This is a genomic window from Bacillus sp. DB-2 (assembly GCF_003315125.1).
Lineage (GTDB): Bacteria > Bacillota > Bacilli > Bacillales > Bacillaceae_G > Bacillus_A > Bacillus_A mycoides.
This window is the reverse complement of the sequence record NZ_QNRN01000012.1, coordinates 110,044-129,550: the sequence shown is the minus strand read 5'-3', so window position 1 is coordinate 129,550 and position 19,507 is coordinate 110,044. Positions and strand designations below refer to the sequence as shown.

General features: G+C 35.6%; 25 protein-coding genes and 2 pseudogenes. 10 read left to right on the top strand and 17 right to left on the bottom strand.

Annotation, left to right across the window (positions count from 1 at the left end; translation table 11 throughout):
- Nucleotides 1-87: 87 nt before the first annotated feature.
- Nucleotides 88-576: a hypothetical protein gene (locus DET63_RS20600; protein ID WP_061676105.1), complete on the bottom strand. Its 489-nt coding sequence runs from the start codon at nucleotides 574-576 to the stop codon at nucleotides 88-90.
- 71 nt (nucleotides 577-647) lie between these two features.
- Nucleotides 648-821 carry a hypothetical protein gene (locus DET63_RS30350; protein ID WP_154696180.1) on the bottom strand — a complete coding sequence of 58 codons (174 nt, stop codon included), beginning with the start codon at nucleotides 819-821 and terminating at the stop codon, nucleotides 648-650.
- 348 nt (nucleotides 822-1,169) lie between these two features.
- Here DET63_RS30350 and DET63_RS20595 point away from each other — a divergent pair.
- Nucleotides 1,170-1,440 (top strand): annotated as a pseudogene (locus DET63_RS20595) (IS6 family transposase); the annotation flags it as partial.
- Here the strand turns inward: DET63_RS20595 and DET63_RS30345 are convergent.
- Nucleotides 1,424-1,636, bottom strand: a pseudogene (locus tag DET63_RS30345) (PH domain-containing protein); the annotation flags it as partial. The pseudogenes DET63_RS20595 and DET63_RS30345 sit on opposite strands and share 17 nt — an antisense overlap.
- An 88-nt stretch (nucleotides 1,637-1,724) precedes the next feature.
- Between DET63_RS30345 and DET63_RS20590 the strand changes: the two are divergent.
- On the top strand, nucleotides 1,725-2,396 hold the full coding sequence (locus tag DET63_RS20590; RefSeq protein WP_113937698.1) for a DUF4386 domain-containing protein: 672 nt from the start codon (nucleotides 1,725-1,727) through the stop codon (nucleotides 2,394-2,396).
- Here DET63_RS20590 and DET63_RS20585 read toward each other — a convergent pair.
- Both DET63_RS20585 and DET63_RS20580 read right to left on the bottom strand, forming a co-directional pair.
- Nucleotides 2,386-2,961 (bottom strand): Crp/Fnr family transcriptional regulator, encoded by a 576-nt coding sequence (locus tag DET63_RS20585; RefSeq protein WP_113937697.1) that lies wholly within the window; start codon nucleotides 2,959-2,961, stop codon nucleotides 2,386-2,388. The two genes, DET63_RS20590 and DET63_RS20585, sit on opposite strands and share 11 nt — an antisense overlap.
- Nucleotides 2,962-3,147: 186 nt before the next feature.
- Nucleotides 3,148-4,059, bottom strand: coding sequence for a DMT family transporter (locus DET63_RS20580; protein WP_113937696.1), 912 nt, complete (start codon nucleotides 4,057-4,059; stop codon nucleotides 3,148-3,150).
- A 203-nt stretch (nucleotides 4,060-4,262) separates the two neighbouring features.
- Here DET63_RS20580 and DET63_RS20575 point away from each other — a divergent pair, with 203 nt between their 5' ends.
- The 6 genes from DET63_RS20575 to exsF all read left to right on the top strand — a co-directional run bounded on the left by DET63_RS20575 (nucleotide 4,263) and on the right by exsF (nucleotide 9,601).
- Nucleotides 4,263-4,994 carry an alpha/beta hydrolase gene (locus DET63_RS20575; protein ID WP_002030493.1) on the top strand — a complete coding sequence of 244 codons (732 nt, stop codon included), beginning with the start codon at nucleotides 4,263-4,265 and terminating at the stop codon, nucleotides 4,992-4,994.
- A gap of 90 nt (nucleotides 4,995-5,084) precedes the next feature.
- Nucleotides 5,085-5,603, top strand: a complete 519-nt coding sequence (locus DET63_RS20570) for a YjcG family protein (protein ID WP_113937695.1) — start codon at nucleotides 5,085-5,087, stop codon at nucleotides 5,601-5,603.
- A 1-nt stretch (nucleotide 5,604) separates the two neighbouring features.
- The gene (locus DET63_RS20565) at nucleotides 5,605-6,027 is read left to right on the top strand and encodes a GNAT family N-acetyltransferase (protein WP_044437812.1); all 423 of its coding nucleotides are present in this window, start codon (nucleotides 5,605-5,607) and stop codon (nucleotides 6,025-6,027) included.
- A gap of 223 nt (nucleotides 6,028-6,250) precedes the next feature.
- Nucleotides 6,251-8,317 (top strand): ATP-dependent helicase, encoded by a 2,067-nt coding sequence (locus DET63_RS20560; protein WP_002135005.1) that lies wholly within the window; start codon nucleotides 6,251-6,253, stop codon nucleotides 8,315-8,317.
- Nucleotides 8,318-8,459: 142 nt separating this feature from the next.
- Entirely contained in the window at nucleotides 8,460-8,930 is a 471-nt protein-coding gene (gene cotY, locus DET63_RS20555) for a spore coat protein CotY (RefSeq protein ID WP_113769138.1), read from the top strand.
- Between the two features lie 167 nt (nucleotides 8,931-9,097).
- Nucleotides 9,098-9,601, top strand: coding sequence for an exosporium protein ExsF (gene exsF, locus DET63_RS20550; RefSeq protein ID WP_113937694.1), 504 nt, complete (start codon nucleotides 9,098-9,100; stop codon nucleotides 9,599-9,601).
- Between the two features lie 76 nt (nucleotides 9,602-9,677).
- On the opposite strand, the gene DET63_RS20545 is transcribed toward exsF, so the two are convergent.
- A complete protein-coding gene (locus DET63_RS20545) occupies nucleotides 9,678-9,863 on the bottom strand; it encodes a hypothetical protein (protein ID WP_002064286.1) in 186 nt (61 codons plus the stop codon).
- 163 nt (nucleotides 9,864-10,026) lie between these two features.
- Nucleotides 10,027-10,386 (bottom strand): DUF1360 domain-containing protein, encoded by a 360-nt coding sequence (locus tag DET63_RS20540; RefSeq protein WP_000899658.1) that lies wholly within the window; start codon nucleotides 10,384-10,386, stop codon nucleotides 10,027-10,029.
- A gap of 124 nt (nucleotides 10,387-10,510) precedes the next feature.
- Between DET63_RS20540 and exsY the strand changes: the two genes are divergently transcribed.
- Entirely contained in the window at nucleotides 10,511-10,975 is a 465-nt protein-coding gene (exsY, locus tag DET63_RS20535) for an exosporium assembly protein ExsY (protein ID WP_002135000.1), read from the top strand.
- Nucleotides 10,976-11,023: 48 nt separating this feature from the next.
- Here exsY and DET63_RS20530 read toward each other — a convergent pair whose 3' ends face one another.
- The 10 genes from DET63_RS20530 to DET63_RS20485 form a co-directional block, all read right to left on the bottom strand.
- On the bottom strand, nucleotides 11,024-11,551 hold the full coding sequence (locus DET63_RS20530) for a CotO family spore coat protein (RefSeq protein ID WP_181777941.1): 528 nt from the start codon (nucleotides 11,549-11,551) through the stop codon (nucleotides 11,024-11,026).
- Nucleotides 11,552-11,698: 147 nt separating this feature from the next.
- Complete coding sequence (fabI, locus tag DET63_RS20525; protein ID WP_002011384.1) at nucleotides 11,699-12,469, bottom strand: enoyl-ACP reductase FabI; 771 nt, start codon at nucleotides 12,467-12,469, stop codon at nucleotides 11,699-11,701.
- 110 nt (nucleotides 12,470-12,579) lie between these two features.
- Nucleotides 12,580-13,434 (bottom strand): dTDP-4-dehydrorhamnose reductase, encoded by an 855-nt coding sequence (rfbD, locus tag DET63_RS20520; protein ID WP_002134996.1) that lies wholly within the window; start codon nucleotides 13,432-13,434, stop codon nucleotides 12,580-12,582.
- Nucleotides 13,435-13,445: 11 nt separating this feature from the next.
- Nucleotides 13,446-14,417 (bottom strand): dTDP-glucose 4,6-dehydratase, encoded by a 972-nt coding sequence (gene rfbB, locus DET63_RS20515; RefSeq protein WP_002125972.1) that lies wholly within the window; start codon nucleotides 14,415-14,417, stop codon nucleotides 13,446-13,448.
- A gap of 15 nt (nucleotides 14,418-14,432) precedes the next feature.
- Nucleotides 14,433-14,978, bottom strand: a complete 546-nt coding sequence (rfbC, locus tag DET63_RS20510) for a dTDP-4-dehydrorhamnose 3,5-epimerase (RefSeq protein ID WP_113937692.1) — start codon at nucleotides 14,976-14,978, stop codon at nucleotides 14,433-14,435.
- Nucleotides 14,979-14,986: 8 nt separating this feature from the next.
- A complete protein-coding gene (locus tag DET63_RS20505) occupies nucleotides 14,987-15,724 on the bottom strand; it encodes a sugar phosphate nucleotidyltransferase (RefSeq protein ID WP_002030415.1) in 738 nt (245 codons plus the stop codon).
- A 14-nt stretch (nucleotides 15,725-15,738) separates the two neighbouring features.
- Nucleotides 15,739-16,419 (bottom strand): glycosyltransferase family protein, encoded by a 681-nt coding sequence (locus DET63_RS20500; protein ID WP_113937691.1) that lies wholly within the window; start codon nucleotides 16,417-16,419, stop codon nucleotides 15,739-15,741.
- A gap of 11 nt (nucleotides 16,420-16,430) precedes the next feature.
- Complete coding sequence (locus tag DET63_RS20495) at nucleotides 16,431-17,117, bottom strand: glycosyltransferase family protein (RefSeq protein ID WP_113937690.1); 687 nt, start codon at nucleotides 17,115-17,117, stop codon at nucleotides 16,431-16,433.
- Nucleotides 17,114-17,803 (bottom strand): class I SAM-dependent methyltransferase, encoded by a 690-nt coding sequence (locus tag DET63_RS20490; RefSeq protein WP_002125965.1) that lies wholly within the window; start codon nucleotides 17,801-17,803, stop codon nucleotides 17,114-17,116. The genes DET63_RS20495 and DET63_RS20490 overlap by 4 nt, the downstream gene beginning before the upstream one ends.
- A 155-nt stretch (nucleotides 17,804-17,958) precedes the next feature.
- Nucleotides 17,959-19,056 (bottom strand): tetratricopeptide repeat-containing glycosyltransferase family 2 protein, encoded by a 1,098-nt coding sequence (locus tag DET63_RS20485; protein WP_002064275.1) that lies wholly within the window; start codon nucleotides 19,054-19,056, stop codon nucleotides 17,959-17,961.
- A 165-nt stretch (nucleotides 19,057-19,221) separates the two neighbouring features.
- Between DET63_RS20485 and DET63_RS30745 the strand changes: the two genes are divergently transcribed.
- A partial coding sequence (locus tag DET63_RS30745; protein ID WP_258550639.1) for an exosporium leader peptide-containing protein occupies nucleotides 19,222-19,507 on the top strand: 286 nt, incomplete at its 3' end.

Below are 19,507 nucleotides of genomic sequence, written 5' to 3'. Positions count from 1 at the left end.
AAGTTCCCCTATCAAATGTATAGCATGTTGTGCCTCAAATTTATAATATCTGGAACAAATTTTTTATAAATTTCAACCTGAAGTTACTTAAATAAGTTTATCTGCTATTGTCGAATTTCTTGTAATAATTCCTTGTGAATCGATATGTATAAAAGCTGGGAAAGCAAATACTCTTAACTTTTTTTGTTGAACAATAGATAACGGATAAACAGGCATGGTACTTTTAAAATGGACATGTTCAACAAATTGATTGTAAAATTCTTTGTTTTTAGAATCTATGTATAAAATTAGGTTATGAGACTTATGTTTGTTGTTATCAATTATTTCGTCTAACTTGTCATGACAAAACATACATGTTGGGGACATTACCATAATAATAGATTCTTTATGGTGCGTGTAAGAACTAGGTAATTCCAAAATTTTTTTTATATCTTGCCCTATTAACGGATCCTTGTATTCACCAGAGAGATAAACTTTAGGGAGCTGGTGTATTACTTGTTTTAGTTTAGTGATTTTTAAAACTAATATCAAAAGTAAAGATATCCATAATAAAAATAAAATAAAATATATAATCATATGATGCACCTTTCTAGATATAGTAGAGCCCAAAGGACGAATGTACATTCGCCCTTGGGTTTCTACATAGTTTAGCAACAACCATTTTTGATTATTTTTCCATTTATAAACGTATATCTCTGTGGATACATATATCCATCTTTCCCTTTACATAAAATATAAGAGTCACATCCAGTTTCAGTATATTGCGGCTTATCAACTTCGACTTTTTTAACTCCAAATAATTTTTCTAGTAAATTACTCATAGAAAATCCCTCCTTTAATGTTATATATTACAAATGAATAATAACACAAAATAAACAAAAAGTTAATTGAATTTTATGCTTTTATCAAATAATCAGAAAACTACTACGGTACAAAAATAAAATAGATGTTTAAAAAATGGTATTAATTAGAATTTATACTTTTTATCCTGTATGATAGAAATAAGGATATTCTGGTATTTTTATAGTTAAGAAAAGGCTTATTCTAAGAGGGGGAGATCAGATGACGGAGAAAGAAGAAAATAGGTTCTGGTGCAAAAACTTCAGGACAATTGCAATGAATCTATAAATCTTGGACATACTGATACTATTACTCTAGAAAGGGTGCATGATTTGGTGGAAATGATGAAGAAACGGGGGTTATCCATTTCTCATACAACGATTATGCGTTGGGTTCATCAGTATGATCCTGAATTGGACAAACGAATCCGTCGTCACCTCAAACAAACAAATGACTCTTGGAGAGTCGATGAAACATATATCAAAGTAAAAGGTCAATGGATGTATCTGTATCGTGCTGTTGATTCGAAAGGAAACACAATTGATTTTTTCCTAAACAAAACAAGAGACCAGAAGGCTGCAAAGCGCTTTTTAACGAAACCCGATCTAATAGTAATTGTTTCTTCTCCAACAATATATTTTGTTAAAAACCAACTCCAACTAAACAGTATAGCTAATGGAATTATAAAAAATAAGAGAAAATATTCTCTCCCTGCAAATATTGGAGCGAAACAGGCGCCTAAAACAATGAAAAAGATTGGATATAACCATACAGCTTTTTTTGATGGAAATTCCATTACGCTCTCTCCTCTCTTGATTTAAGTCAATGACTTCTCCTCCTTCCCTTATTAAAATAAAAGTAATATTGAAATAGGAGGACGACATATGAATGAACGAAAGTTTGCCTTATTTACTGGTGCTTCTCTTCTTATTATGGCATTTGCTGCATTTTTTTCTTACGGTTTTGTTCACGGAAATCTCGTTGTACAAGGAGATGCGAGCACGACACTCCATAATATTCAAACTTCAAGTTCACTTTTCAAAGCAGAAATTTTCGGATGGATTATCATTTTCATTACGGATATTATCGCCTCGTGGGCTCTTTATTTCTTTCTAAAACCTATCCATACTAGCCTCTCATTACTAGCTGCCTGTCTTCGTCTTATGTATACAGCTATACTTGGGATTGCTATATTCAATTTAATATTTGTATTACTTCTTTCAAAAAACACAGTTGCTAATTCAGAAGCATATACAATGTTATTTCTAGAAGCTTTTGAATACATTTGGTCTGTAGGATTAATCATTTTCGGCTTACATCTTCTCACCTTAGGATACGTAACCTTTCAATCTAAAAACATACCGAAAACTATTAGTATATTACTGCTCATTGCTGCAATCGGCTATATCATCATTAACGTAATGAATACGATGTTTTCACAATATGATGCGATTATTTCCATTCTTAACGTTGTCTTTCAACTACCGATGATCGCAGGTGAACTAGGATTTAGTATATGGCTATTGCTTAGAGGTGGAAAAAACTCTACTGTTTGAGTCGTTTCTTAATTCTGCTTAATGATTCTGGCGTAATACCTAGATAACTTGCCAATTGATATTGAGGAACACGATCGATTAAATGCGGTCGTTTTTGTAATAATGATTTGTAGCGCTCTTCTGGTGTCGATGCAATAAATAATGTAAGTTCTTCTTGTACTTCACCAAAATTGTATTCAATCATTTGGCGCGTCATTTCTTCTAACTGTGAATATTTCTTATACATGTCCTTTTCACTATACAGATCGCCAACTACAACTAGACAATCTTCTAGGCACGTTAACGTATGTGGGGATAATTTATCTTGTTTATGATGATTGAAATTTACGATTGCTTGTTCTTCTGTATAAAAATTTGATGTAACTTCTTTTCCAGATTCATCTATACAATGTTGCCTCACGCATCCTTTTAATACAAAATAACATTTAGACGGAACATCTCCTTGCCCTAGGAGCACTGTTCCTTTTTTATACTCTTCAATTTGTAATTCTTCTACGATCATGCGCTGCTGTTCTTCACTTAATGTTGTAAGATTTGTCATGTATTTCATTAAAATCTCTTTCATTTGGTCTCTCCTTCCCCTTCCCCTTCTATATTTGTATGAGAAACGTATGATGTAACTCCACTATATATTATCTTTTTTCATGCTATATGGAGGGGATTCCTCCTATTGATTTGTTTTATTTTCTGCATAGAACAAAAAAAGAGAAGTTACCAATAACTTCTCTTTTCGTATATTAGAATAGGCTCGTTATAATTCCTGTGTATAAGCCGGTTCGTTCACCACATTTTTTGCTGTTCGTTTTTGTTGCTGTAGTAAGAAAACAGATACACCAAACAATACGAGCATGCTACCGATAATTTGCATTGCATTTAATTTTTCTCCAAGTAAGAAGAACGCTAGTATAGATGCCCCAACTGGTTCTCCTAAAATGCTCATTGAAATCGTTGTTGCATTTACGTAATTTAATAACCAATTATTAATGACGTGTGACACTGTCGGTACAATCGCAAGTAAAAGAAAAATACTCCAATCCCACTTCGTATAGCCTGTAAATGGCACTTGAAGTATAACGTTATAAATCGCTATAAATATACCAGCGAAGGCAAATACAGTGAAACTATAAATCCAATGAGATACTTTCTTTACTGTCGTTTGTCCGATAAATAAATAACCGACAACTGCTATTACACTTAAAAAGGATAATATATCCCCATAAATTGCTTGCTTACTTAGCCCTAAATCTCCCCAGCCAATACACATTACGCCTAGTATCGCAATTCCCATCGTCGCAATTGCTGAATAGGTTGTTCTTTCTTTAAATAAGAAAAAACCTCCCACTAAAGATACGATCGGTTGAAGTGCTAAAATAATCGTCGAACTAGCAACTGTCGTATGCTTTAAGGATTCAAACCATAGAAGAAAATGAAGAGCTAAAAAGAAACCAGATCCAATTAAAAATCCCCAATCTTTTATTTGAATCCTACTAAACTCTTCCCGTTTTTTCCAAACGATCGGCAGCATAATAAGTACGATAATCCATAATCGATACATACTTAAAATGGAAGATGGTGCTGAGGACATCTTTGCAAAAACAGCTGCGAATGAAATTGCTATAATGGAAATTGCTAGTGGTAGTGCGATTGATCTTTCTTGTTTCAAATCCTGTCTCCCCTCTCACCTGTAAAAAATCCCACTTCATTATATCCGTTTTCTTTCACAACTTAAATACTAATTTTTTAGATTCTTCGTACCATTATGGTAAAATAGAAATTAAGGCACCTATTAGTGATTATTTCTTTCCTTTTCACTACAAGCGTCGCTCTTACAATCATTACAGTAAATTTTTATTTAGGGGGATATACATGAATCAAACAATAGGGAGAATTGAAGAAATTTCATTTTTTAGTACATCACTTCAAGAGGAGCTTACACTTCTTGTTTATTTACCAGTAAATTACACACCTCTCCATAAGCATACGGTTGTTATTGCACAAGATGGTAGAGATTATTTTCAGCTTGGTAAAGCCCACCGTGTAATTGAGCGTCTTCGTGAAACTGAAGAAATCGACCGCACAATTATTGTCGGTATTCCATATAAAAATGTACACGATCGTAAGGAAAAATATTTCCCAAATGATGTAAAGAATGCTGCTTACATTCGTTTCCTTGCTCATGAGCTTGCCCCATATATTGATGCAAATTATCCAACGTATCAAATGGGTAAAGGACGCGTTTTAATTGGAGATTCTCTCGGCGGTACAGTTTCCTTCATGACCGCACTTATGTATCCGCATACATTCGGTAAGGTCGTTATGCAATCACCATTTGTTGATGAAACAGTCATGAACTTAGCAAAAGATTTCAAAAATCCGGGGGCGCTAGATCTTTATCACGTAATTGGGACCGAAGAAACAGCTGTCAAGCGTACAGACGGACAAGTATCTGATTTCGTAGAACCAAATCGCGAGTTAAATAAACTACTTACAGATAGAAATTTCATCACGCATTATGAAGAGTTTGAAGGGAATCACACATGGAAATATTGGCAAGCAGATTTACCAAAAGCATTTTCTCACATTCTATCAATGAAATAATAGAGAGCGGTATTCAGAATAATTTGATATAATAGATAAAGAGATTTATTCTCAAAATCTAACTAGACTTGCAAAGGGAGGAATTGGAACATGAAATTAGGAATTGTAATTTTCCCATCAAAAATGATTCAAGATAAAGCGAACGGATTACGTAAACGTTATGATCCGCATTACGCATTAGTTCCGCCACATATTACATTGAAAACACCCTTTGAGACGCAAGATGAACAATTAGAATCGATTGTGAATGAGTTACATACAATCGCAAATAAAACGAACCCTTTCACCCTTCATGTTGGGAAAGTCGGTTCATTCGCACCTGTTAATAATGTTCTTTATTTTAAAGTAGAAAAAACACCTGAACTTACTTTCTTAAATGAAGAAATGCATAATGGTTTCTTTACACAAGAGCGCGAGTACTCTTTCGTACCTCATTTAACAATCGGTCAAGACTTATCAGACGCAGAGCACGCTGATGTATTAGGTCGATTACGTATGAAAGATTTCTATTATGAGCAACCAATCGATCGTTTCCACCTTCTATACCAATTAGAAAATGGAACGTGGACTGTACATGAAACATTCCACCTTGGAAAGGAGAGCAACTAATTTGCACGCACAAATCGTACAAACGGACGAACAACTAAGAGATGCATTCTCTGTACGTAAGCAAGTATTTGTGAATGAGCAACGTGTTTCTGCAGAAGAAGAGTATGATGAGTTTGAAGAAATTTCAACACACGTTGTTATATATGATAATGATGTTCCAGTTGGTGCTGGTCGCTTCCGCATCGTTGATGGAGTTGGAAAGATGGAACGCATTTGCGTACTAGCTTCCCATCGTAAAAAAGGCATTGGCAAAATCATTATGGATGCACTTGAAGCGTATGCGAAGGAAGAGTCTCTACCGAAATTGAAACTCCATGCTCAAACACATGCTGAATTTTTCTATAAAAAGCTAGGATACGTGACGGCTTCTGATGTGTTTATGGAAGCAAATATCCCGCACGTCGTAATGATAAAAGAATTATAAAGTGAAACTTTAATCAGTGGGGGTTTTGTTCATCCCCCACTGATTATTAGCCTTCACCAATCAGGCGTTTACGGGCACCTGAATTTTGAAGTGAGAGTTTTACTGCCCGCAAATAGCGGGGTAATTTTGTAGCAGGAGGTAACCCCTCCTGTTTTTTACATTGCTATTTTCTTTTTCTTCCGCTAAAGTTAAATGTTGATGCTATAGTTTTGAAGGTGAATATATGACACAAGAAAAATTTTCACAAAAATCGTTAACACACGCTGGTATTCCGCAAGCGACGTATCATATTCCGAAAACATCTACCCATTTAATTATGGAAGAAGATGCAGATGCGGCGTATTTCCGCGCTTTAGAACAGCAAGGTGTTTATTTAAATGAAAAACAGTTAGAAGCAGTGCAAACGACAGAAGGACCTGTCCTTACACTAGCTGGTGCTGGAAGTGGTAAAACATCTGTTTTAACAACTCGCGTTGGTTATTTAGTTAATGTAAAACATGTCCATCCGCGAAATATTTTGCTGCTGACGTTTACACAAAAAGCAGCTGAAGAAATTCGAAGCCGTGTAGCGAATTTACCTGGTATGAATCATGCCGCAAGTAGCTATGTCGTTGCTGGTACATTCCACTCTGTCTTTTTAAAATTGCTTCGTAGTCAAGGATATAATCAGCAAATTTTAGCAAATGAAAAACATAAACAAATTATGATAAAGAAAATTTTGAAAGAATTGCGCTTAAAAGACGATTATGATGCCGAAACGATACTCGCTATGATTTCACTTGAGAAAAACAAATTGAATCGTCCGAAAGATGTAAAAGCGAAAACACCGGTTGAACAAGAGTTCAAAGAAGTATACGAACGTTTCGAAGAGGTAAAACAACGACACAATTATATCGATTTTGACGACATCTTATTAGAAATGTATTATATGTTAGAAAATAACGCTCCCCTGCTTACTCAATTACAAGAGCGTTTTCATTACATTGAAGTAGATGAGTTTCAAGATACGTCGTATGCACAATATGAAATTGTAAAATTGTTAGCCACGCCGAGAAATAATTTATTTATCGCAGGTGATGACGATCAAGCGATTTACGGCTGGCGAGGGGCAAGTCACCAAATTATTTTATCTTTTCCAAAGGAATTTGATAATACAACGATTATCGCACTTAATACGAATTATCGATCTAATCCATTTATCGTCGGACTTGGAAATGAAGTTATTAAGCTAAATCAAGAACGTTTTGATAAAGAGCTATATTCTGTTCGTGAAGAAGGTGTACAACCATTTTACGCACGACCAGCTACAACTCTTGATGAAGCAAATCAAATTTTGCAACTCATTCAGGAAAAAGTAGATAGTGGTGAACGAAATTATAAAGATTTTTGTTTATTATATCGTACACATTCTGTAAGCCGTTCTTTACTTGATCAGCTTACAATTCATAAGATTCCATTTATTAAACATGGAGCGAGCCAATCGTTCTACGAACATTCTTTAATTAGGCCCGTATTAGATCACTTACGACTCGTGCTTGAACCGTTCCGCCTCGAATCACTTTCAAATATATTACCAACAATGTATATTGGCCGTGATGAGTGCATTTCATTTATTGAACGTGAACAATGGAAATATGGTGAGGGCCGTTTCCCTTCTCTTCTTCATTTTCTATTACTAAACCCGAGCTTGAAACCTTTTCAAGTTAAAAAAGTAAATGAGCGAATCGATTTTATTAAGTTTATAAAAGAACTTGAACCGAAAAAAGCATTGAAAGAAATTATTCATGGTAAAGGAAAGTATTTAGAGTACTTACAAAGTAATGATCGTTCTTCCTTTACGATGCATAAGGACATACAAGAAGAAATGTTAGAAGAATTGATGGAATCAGCAACTCGCTTTACGGATATTCCAGCTTACTTACAATTTATTAACGAGGCCATTCAAGGTCAAAAAGAAATGGAAGCATTAAAAACAATGCCGCAAAAAGATGCCGTATCGCTTATGTCAATTCATAACGCGAAAGGCCTTGAGTTTCCATGCGTCTTTTTACTCGGAGCAAGCGATGGTATATTGCCGCATACTTCTTCTTTAAAAGATGCAAATGACCGTGTAACTGAGACTTCTGAAGCATTAGAAGAAGAAAGACGATTACTCTATGTCGCCATTACACGCGCAAAAGAAGAACTTTACATTTCCTCCCCGCAATTTTTCAGAGGAAAAAAACTAGATATATCTCGTTTTTTATATACTGCGCGAAAAGATTTACCTGAAAAGACACCCATTAAATAAGGGTGTCTTTTTGCATATCACGTTATGTACATCCCCTCTATATAAATTCCCTGTTTCTATCCTGAGAATTAACGTAATATCAATCATATCCCGTTCATATTGTAATAGTGTATGTCAGAACTCACGATAAGGAGTGAACATAATGAGCTGCAATTGTAATGAAGATCATCATCACCATGATTGTGATTTCAACTGTGTATCAAATGTCGTTCGTTTTATACATGAACTACAAGAATGCGCAACTACAACATGCGGATCTGGTTGCGAAGTTCCATTTTTAGGAGCACATAACACTGCATCAGTAGCGAATACACGTCCTTTTATTTTATACACAAAAGCTGGAACACCTTTTGAAGCATTTGCACCATCTGCAAGTCTTACTAGCTGCCAATCTCCAATTTTCCGTGTAGAGAGTATAGATGATGATGACTGTGCTGTATTGCGTGTATTAACTGTAGTTTTAGGTGATGGTACCTCTGTACCACCTGGTGACGATCCAATCTGTACATTTTTAGCTGTACCAAATGCAAGATTAGTATCAACCTCCTCTTGTATTACTGTTGATTTAAGTTGCTTCTGCGCTATTCAATGCTTACGCGATGTTTCTATATAAAACTGAATACTAATTTAAGCATGGATTGGGTGGCAGATGATTCTGCCACCCAATCCATGCTTAAAAGGTATTATTATGTATTTTTTATAAAATTGGGAACTTGTCTAGAACATAGAACCTGTCCTTTTCATTAACTGAAAGTAGAAACAGATAAAGGAGTGAAAAACATGTTCTCTTCTGATTGCGAATTTAATAACATTGATTGTGAGGCGAAACCAGCTAGTACACTACCTGCCTTCGGTTTTGCTTTCAACGCTTCTGCACCTCAGTTTGCTTCATTATTCACACCACTACTATTACCTAGCGTAAGTCCAAACCCAAATATTACTGTTCCTGTAATAAATAATACAGTAAGTGTCGGAGCTGGCATTCGAATTCAAGTAGCTGGTATTTATCAAATCAGTTATACATTAACAGTGAGTCTTGAAAATGTTCCTGCGCCACCAAATGCCGCTCGATTCTTCTTAACATTGGACACACCAGATAACATTATTCCAGGATCAGGAACGGCAGTCCGGGCTAACATTGTCGGTACTGGTGAAGTAGACGTTTCCAGTGGTGTTATTCTTATTAACTTGAATCCTGGCGACTTGATTCAAATCGTACCAGTTGAATTATTTGGAACTGTAGACATTCGTGCTGCAGCATTAACAGTTGCACAAATTAGCTAGTAAAAAGCGGTATTTCTTAATTGAAATACCGCTTTTTATTTTTACAATAAAAAACACTCACAGTAACATGAGTGTTTCATTCTTCATATTGTTTTATTTTATTTTTCTTTTTCCCACAGTTGCATCCCTTTTTTTTCACAAACCCTTGTTGCTGTAACTGTTCTTGATATGCCTGTTGGTGTGCTTGTTGCTGTTGCTGTATGTTATACCACTGCTGTAGATCATATGAATTTTGCCTTGGATTATTGCTCACAGCAAACATCTCCTCTACTGTCAATTCTGTCTATTTACTATATGAACAACTCCTTATTTCCGTTCCCGCATCCTCTTAAACTCCGCTTTTTCTAACATCATGAAGATTTATCACGATTGGTGCGGGCTAATAGCAAGCCGGCAATGCCCCCACTGATTAAAGTTTCACTTTATTATTCTCCCATAAAATATCCTGTAATTGTTTCAATGATCGCTGCTGCACCTGCAATGGCTAATAATGCTAGTACAGGCTCTGCAACAATAGGAATCCATTTATATAAAACTAATAAAAAAGCACTAACCCACACACCTGTACACCAATAGCAGCTTAATAATTCTCCAATCCACTTTCTTAATCCTTTCCCTTTCACCTTTGTAAAAGTCGATACACTTCCATCAGGCTCTGTAATCTCTAACTCATCAATAAACGGTCTTCGCAAAAAAGCTGTAATTTTATCATAAACAATAAGACGAGTTAACCTAAATGCAGCTAGCGCAAAAATAAAAAATAAAAGCCAGCTTGTAAATAACATAATTCCACCTTCCCTATCCTCTTTAGCCTATTTAAAAAAAAAGGTCTTAAGATTGTGACCAAATCTCCCCCACTCCAATATCTTATTAATGTAAATACAAACAAGAAGATAAGGAGTGACATTAATGAGTTGTAACGAAAATAAACACCATAGCTCTTCTCACTGCGTAGTTGACGTCGTAAAATTCATCAATGAACTACAAGATTGCTCTAGTTCAACATGTGGTTCTGGTTGTGAAATTCCATTTTTAGGAGCACACAATACAGCAGCAGTAGCAAATACACGCCCTTTTATTTTATACACAAAAGCTGGAACGCCATTTGAAGCATTTGCACCATCTGCAAGCCTTACTAGCTGCCAATCTCCAATTTTCCGTGTAGAAAGCGTAGATGACGATAGCTGTGCTGTCCTACGTGTGTTAACTGTAGTATTAGGTGATGGGTCTCCTGTACCACCTGGCGACGATCCAATTTGTACGTTTTTAGCTGTACCAAATGCAAGATTAATCTCGACATCTACTTGCATTACTGTTGATTTAAGCTGCTTCTGTGCTATTCAGTGCTTACGCGACGTTTCTATAGTTAAGTAAACTAAAAAACTATTGGGGTGGTAGAAGCTTTCTACCACCTTTACATATTTAAAAACCGGCCATATCAATCGTTTTGATGTCTTCTATAGATAACCGAACATCTCTCATACTATTTGGTGGCATAATGGATACAATGCCATTACGATAAGATATAATCGATCCTATATATGAGACGGTAGTCGTTCTTATTCTACATCTTACTTTCGGAATGTAATGAGGACGATTTAATAAAAAATGAATTTTTTCTTCATTATTCATATCCTTAAAGGATTTATTGTAAGGGACCGTTCTCACTTGCTCTTCCTCTACTTTTTCTTCCACCTCCACTTGAGGCTCCTCTCGTGGTTCTTGTTTCTCTTGTTCTACCACTTCTTCCACAGCACTACTTACAATACTTACAATACTTTCATTTCTATTACTTTGCTCTTTTTGATCCTCATCTTCAAAATTCGTTAAAATAATTCTTTTTATTTTCGGTGCAGCGAGTTCTAAATTTACTTGTGCAATATATAACAACGGTTTTCCAACTGTTGAACTTTTATTTTTATTCTTCACACTCGTCCCTCCCACTTCCATACGTAGCTGGATAAATCGTGTACTATTATAGTTATATTCATAACGTGGCTAGAACTTTCGTTAAAAATCGTTCTTTCTGGGAACAATTAAAAAGGACAGTCTCAACGTTTAGAGACTGTCCTTTTTAAACTTTAATTCCTATTATATTTATCCTAAAATATGATATCCTGAATCAACATGAATGTTTTCACCTGTTACTCCGCGTGCTAAATCACTGAATAAGAATACTGCTGTATCTCCAACTTCTTCTGGAGTCGTCGCACGACGAAGTGGTGCGCGCTCCTCAATTTCTTTTAAGATTGAGTTAAAGTCGCCTACACCTTTCGCAGATAACGTACGAATTGGTCCTGCAGAAATAGCGTTAACGCGAATGCCATGTTGTCCTAAATCGTTCGCTAAATATTTCACGCTAGCTTCTAATGAAGCTTTCGCAACACCCATAACGTTATAGTTTTTCACAACGCGCTCGCCGCCAAGGTATGTTAAAGTTAAAATATTTCCGCCTTCTGTCATCACTTTCTTCGCTTCTCTTGCTACAGCTGTTAAAGAGAATGCACTAATATTTTGTGCAAGTAAAAATCCATCGCGAGAAGTATCTACAAATTCGCCTTTTAAATCATCACGATTTGCAAAAGCAATACAGTGTGCAACACCGTGAATTGTACCAACTTCTTGCTTAATAGTTTCAAAGCAAGCTGTAAGTTCCTCATCATTCGTTACATCACAAGGTAATACAAGTGATTCTTGTCCTTCTAATGTTTCCGCTAGTTCACGAACGTTTCTTTCTAAACGCTCTCCTGCATATGTGAATATTAATTTTGCACCTGCATTATGCAAAGAGCGAGCAATTCCCCATGCAATACTTCTTTGGTTCGCAACGCCCATAACAACAAATGTTTTCCCTTGTAATAGTTCCATGATATATCCTCCCAGAAATACTTATACTTGTTATTAGTACCTGATACTATAATTATAGTACCATAAAACCTCTTAAAGGCAAACAAAAAAGTCACTAACATAAATTTTTGTTAATGACTTTTTGTTTCTATAAAAAACCTTTCTAATCCTTCTTCCCAAGTAGGCATTTGTAAAAAACCATTTAATCGTAGCATGTTATGTTGAAAGATAGAATATTTTGGTCTCGCAGCCGCCGATCCGAATTCTTCAGTTGAAACAGGTAATACATTCACTTTCATATTTGCATACGAAAATATTTTTTGGGCAAATTCAAACCAAGAACATGATCCTCTATTGGATACGTGATACGTACCGTATAAAGAAGTGTGAATGAGCTTATTAATCATCATATTTAAATCTGCCACGTACGTAGGAGAGCCAATTTGATCCGCTACAACAGATATGTTTTCTCTCTCTTTTCCTAATCGTAGCATCGTTTTCACAAAATTATTTCCATACTTACCATACAACCACGATGTACGAACTATAAAATATTTATTATGTAACTCTTTTACGAACTGCTCTCCTGCAAATTTAGAAGCTCCATATATATTTATCGGTGCTGGATTATGAAATTCATGATAGCCATCCGGTTTGTCACCTGGAAATACATAATCGGTACTGACATACACTAACTTAGCCCCTACTAATTGTGAAGCAACCGCTATATTTCGAGCTCCAATCGCATTTATTAAGTAAGCAAGATCCTGTTCTTTCTCAGCACCATCTACCTTCGTATACGCTGCACAATGAACAATTGTATGTGGCTTTATTTCTTGTACCACTTGCTTAATTCGGGATATATTTGTTACATCTAATAACTTTTTATCAAATGGATATATGTCATATTCCTCAGAATTCAACTCTTCTTGTAGTTGCTTCCCTAGCTGACCGTTCGCTCCCGTTATGATAATCCGTTCTTTCATCTACATGCCCCTTACTTTTCTTTTAGTGGTTTCCACCAGTCCACATTGTTTTTATACCATTCCACCGTTTCTTTTAATCCTTGTTCGAACGTATACTTCGGTTCCCATTCAAACTCATTCTTCATTTTTTGTGCATCAATCGCATAACGACGGTCGTGACCTAAACGGTCTGTTACAAATTCAATATCTTTTTTCGTTTTTCCTAAAAGTTTTATAATTTGTTCCACAACATCTACATTTGTTTTTTCGTTATTCCCGCCGATATTATATACCTCTCCTACACATCCCTTATGCAAAACGGTGTCAATTGCACTACAATGATCCGTTACATGCAGCCAATCCCTTACATTCAATCCATCACCATATAATGGTAGTTTCTTTCCTTCAAGCGCATTCGTAACCATTAACGGAATTAATTTCTCAGGATATTGGTACGGTCCGTAGTTATTAGAACAACGCGTTATAATAACTGGTAATTGATACGTTTCATAATAAGATAAGGCTATCATGTCGCTACTCGCTTTACTTGAAGAATACGGACTATTTGGAGCTAACGGGGTTTCCTCAGTAAACTTTCCTGTTTTCCCTAAAGAACCGTATACTTCATCTGTTGATACTTGCACAAGTTTAATATGTGAATATTTTTTCACTAACTCCAACAGCGTGACTGTACCTATTACATTCGTATCATAAAAAGGAATTGGGTTTTCAATACTACGATCCACATGTGATTCAGCTGCGAAATTTACAATTACTTGCACATCACGTTCCTTAACAACATGTTCCAGCAGCTCTCCATTTTGGATTTTCCCTTTTACAAATGAGTAGTTAGGATTTTCTTGAATAGACTTTACATTATTTAAATTCCCGCTATATGTTAATGCATCGTAATTAATGATTTTATATGTTTCATAGTTTTTTAACATATAGTGAATGAAATTACTTCCAATAAATCCAGCTCCACCTGTAACTAATATATTCATAAACAACTCTCCTACTTAAAAACTATCTTCATATTCCTGAAGTAATGGTAATATTCGATCCTTATCGGACAAGATAGGATTTGTTACCGGCCATGGAATTGATAATTCTTTATCTTCCCAAAGCAAACCGGAATCGTGATCAGCACTATAATACTCATCTACTTTATACATAACAATTGTATGAGGTACAATTGTACAAAAACCATGAGCAAATCCTTTCGGCACTAATAATTGCCTATGATTATCTGCGCTTAAAATATAACCTCTCCACTTTTTAAATGTAGGTGAATCTTTTCGCAAATCAACGATAACATCATATATTGCACCTTGCATAACTTGAATGAGTTTCGTTTGTGCTTTCGGATTTTTTTGAAAGTGTAGCCCTCGAATCGTCCCCGAATGTGCTGAATAAGATACGTTATCTTGCACAAATGAATGCGTAATCCCTAACGTTTCTAGCATCTTCTTATTATAACTTTCAGTAAAAAAACCTCGCTCGTCTTCAAACAATCTTGGTTCTAACAATTTCACATTGGTAAAATTTGTTTCTACAACTTTCATATTTTCACCTATTCTCCATTAAACTGTTTCCCAAAGTTTATATCCCGCGCTAACGTATTCGCTCTTTGAAGAGAAGCATGCGTTCCCGCATCAGTCCACCAGCCGCTCATTTCATTATAAGTAAGTACTCCTCGTTTTAAATACCAATTATTTATATCTGTAATTTCAAGTTCCCCTCTTGCGGAAGGTTTTAATTCTTTTATATAAGAAAAGACTTTCGAATCATACAAATAAATTCCCGTAACAGCATAAGAACTTTTCGGCTCATTCGGCTTTTCTTCAATTCCAATTATTTTTCGGCCTTGAATATGCGCTACACCAAATCGCTCGGGATCTTCTACAGATTGAAGCAGCACTTTAGCCCCTTCTTTTTGACTTGTAAACTCTTCAACATACGGGCAAATATCATCTGAAAAGATATTATCTCCTAATATAACTACCATCCGATCATTTCCTACGAAATCTTCACAAAGTCCTAGCGCCTGCGCAATCCCGCCCGCCTTATCTTGCACACGATACGTAAAGGACACACCAAATTCTTGACCACTTCCTAGGAAGCTCACAACATCTCCCATATGCTCTTTACCGGTAATAATCATAATATCTGTAATTTCACATCGCTTCAGCTTATATACCGCATGATAAATCATCGGATACCGCCCAACGGGAAGTAAATGTTTATTTGTTACTTTCGTTATTGGATATAATCTCGACCCTGTCCCGCCTGCTAAAATAATCCCTTTCATCCTTCATCTCTCCCTTATGATGGAGATAGCACATCTTTATAATGTTCCACAAAAATTTCCCGGTATTTCTCATATGTATCCGCATCAAACTCATCTCCGTTGTAATGAATACACCATAGATTTGCTTGATTAGGGATACCAATTAAATATCCAGCCTTTTGAAATTCTAAAGACTGTGACACATCATAGAAATGGAATCCTTGAAACAAATCCTCTCGCCACGGAATATCATACTGCGTTGCCATGAGTAAACCATCGATTGCTTGCATTGACATAAAAGATTGATTTCCATAAAATCCCTGATCCAAATTTAATAATTGATAATTCTGTCTTCTGTATTCAATCACTTTCCCTACTAAATTTTCCCCTTCCCACCATATCCCGTTACTCGGTAAAAACTGAGCACCAGCTACTCCAATTAAACCAAGCTTTTCATTTTCTTTAAAAAGAGAAATAAGTGTATAAAACATATCACGATTAATAAGGTAAGTATCTTGATGTATATATACTTTATATTTCGCTGGATATGAAAGTGCTCGATTGTACGCACTTGCCATACTTTTCGCATCTCGTATCGGAAAAATTTGCACTACATAGCCAGGGGGAACAAAAATGTTTCTTATTTGTCTCTCACATTGCTCGAAAAGCTCTTCATTATTTACACAAACAACGACTAATATTGTATGATCTTTCATTTTGTAGCCCTCTATTCTTCTTTATTCACATCTGACATATAGTTCTCTACAAATACTTTTCTATACTTTTCATAGTTCGTCATATTCACATCAAAATGATAATGAATACACCAAGCATCACGCTGCACAGGGACACCGACTGTATACCCAGCTTTTTTAAATTCAAAAGATTGGGATACATCATAAAAATCAAACCCATCAAATAAGTCCTCTCGCCACGGAATATCATATTGTGTCGCCATCAATAAACCGTCAATACATTGCACAGGAATAAACGTTTTTGATTCATGAAATGGTTGCTCTAAACTTGCCATATAAAACAAATCGTTCATATAACCAATGACTTTCCCGACAATCCCACGCCCTTCGTTCCATACACCATTTGGAGGAACATATTGGGATCCAACCATCCCAATCATCCCAAGATGTTCATGCTCCTCAAATAATTGAATTAATCCGTATAGAAAGGCTCCATTTATAATAAAGACATCTTGGTGTAAATACACTTTATACTTCGCTGGATGTAAAATGGCTTGATTATATCCGCTCGTCATACTTTTTGCATTTCGAATCGGCATAAATTGTATAGTATACCCAGGAGGTACTGCCAATTTCAATATATGTCGCGCACATTGTGCATACAATTTCCGATCATTTATACATGTAACAAATAATATTGTTTTTTCTGCAGCACTCATAATTGTGATTTTTCTGCTTCAATAATATATTGAAATACAACTGTCTCAGCCATGAAGCCACTTCCAAGACGATACTTTTTACAAATTCCATATAACTCTTCAATAAGTGGCTCATATATTTTATGATCAACATATACACGATCTACTTTACTAATAGAATATCCTGCTTTTAAAAACATTCTTAGCATTTCATTAAAAGTAAAGAAACGAATATGCGTTTTATCTAATAAGCCATATTCTGTATACGTCCAATTTCCAGCGAGTAAGGGAGCTAATACTGAAATGTGCGCAACGTTTGGTATGCTAGCTAAAATCACACCATTTTCTTTTATATATGGCTTTACTTTCTTTATGACAGCCCACGGATCAAATAAATGCTCTAATACATCCCCGAATATGACACAATCAAATTGTTCCTTCTCATAAGGAAGATCCATTGTTTCTATATCACCTAAAATAACATGATCTAATTTTTCTTTCGCTTTTTCGGCAGCCTCTGGGAACGCCTCAATTCCTGATACACGTGCTCCATTTTCTTTTATAGCCGCTCCTAATGCACCGCTCGAGCAACCAATATCAAGAACTTCTTGCCATTCCTTTTTTATATGCTTGAATAAATTAGGATTTATCGCATTATAATAATGTTCAGATTTTTCTTCGTATAAAGAACTTTTCTCCCGATTCATTTCACACACTCCTTATGCAAATTGAATTTGAAATAGAAACAAAAGATATTCTACAAAGGATGCCATCTCTATTGGTTGCATTACCGATACTCTAATATATAGCCATTCTACTATCATTAGAATAGCGACAAGTCATTTCCTAAAAATAGAACAAATTACATTTTATATTGTTTATCATAGACGCCTCTAAAATATTTACGGTTATATTCAATCGCAGCATTATTCGGAACATAAGAAGCTGCCAATTCATTATAATAATAAGCTTTATCTTGATCTCCTAATCTGCTATAACAAATACACATTTGTAAATATGGAATCCACGTATAACTAGCCGGACTGTGAAAAGGACTATCCTCTGCTAGCGGCACTTCAGTTGCTAGCTTAAACCAAAATATCGCTTCATTATACTTTTGTTGTTCCATATATATATATCCTATTCTTGTACAATTCTCTCCCCTAGGAATACCATAACGAAACGACTTCGTACAAGTTTCAACTGCCTTCTCCCAGTCTCCTAACTTCGCATAACAATCTCCTAACTTACCACATGCATAAATTTTCTCTTCATGCCATCCTTCCTCTTGATTAAGAAATGTTTCATACAGAAGAACCGCATCGTCGTATTTTTGATTATCCATGGATTCATTACCGTAATAAAATAAATCTCTCGGGCTTAATTCTTCTCCAGCTGCTACAGCATTTTGAAAAATTTTCAAATTACGATTCGTTATTTCTTTTTCTTTCTTATGTGTAATGGCGACATTACTATTGTAAATTTCACCAGAAACAGCTAAATACTCATGCACCTTTCCAAACCATTGAAATTGTTTTTCACGCTTTACAAGTCGATATCTTCTTGTGCAATATAAAGGTTTCCCATTAGAATCCATTACAAGATAATAAGGCATAGAAACAGCGTCAACTTTACCATCTAACTCTCGTTTTAATGTTTTCAGTGATTCTTGAGCTTCCTCTAATAACACATCATCAGCATCTAACCATAATATATATTCTTGCGTTGCTTTTGAAAACGCAAAATTTCTAGCTGCCGCAAAATCATCAACCCACGGAAAATCGTGTATGTTAGAAGTGTATTTTGCTACAATTTCCTTCGTTCGATCAGTGGATCCTGTATCAACTACAATAATTTCATCAACAATTTTTTCTACCGCGTCCAAACATCGATCTATTGTATTTTCCTCATCGCGAACAATCATACATAGACTAATTGTAATTCCTTGCTTGTTCAACATAATCACCCTCTTCCAACTCAATCATATGTTATACATACAATAAACTTTCCATTTTTTTAACTTGTTCAAGCTATTTAAGATTTCTTTTTAATAATTCAAATGTCCGTGTCATTTTCTTGCGATTTTGCATCTACTATATAATGAAAGCTTTATGGAGGTGAATTTATGTCAAATAATAATTATTCAGATGGCTTAAATCCTGATGAATTCTTATCAGCTAGTGCATTTGATCCTAATCTTGTAGGTCCAACTTTACCACCAATACCACCGTTTACACTTCCAACCGGGCCAACTGGGCCTACTGGGCCTACTGGACCTACTGGACCTACTGGACCTACTGGACCTACTGGAGACACTGGACCTACTGGGCCAACTGGAGACACTGGCGCAACTGGACCTACTGGGCCAACTGGAGACACTGGCGCAACTGGACCTACTGGGCCAACTGGAG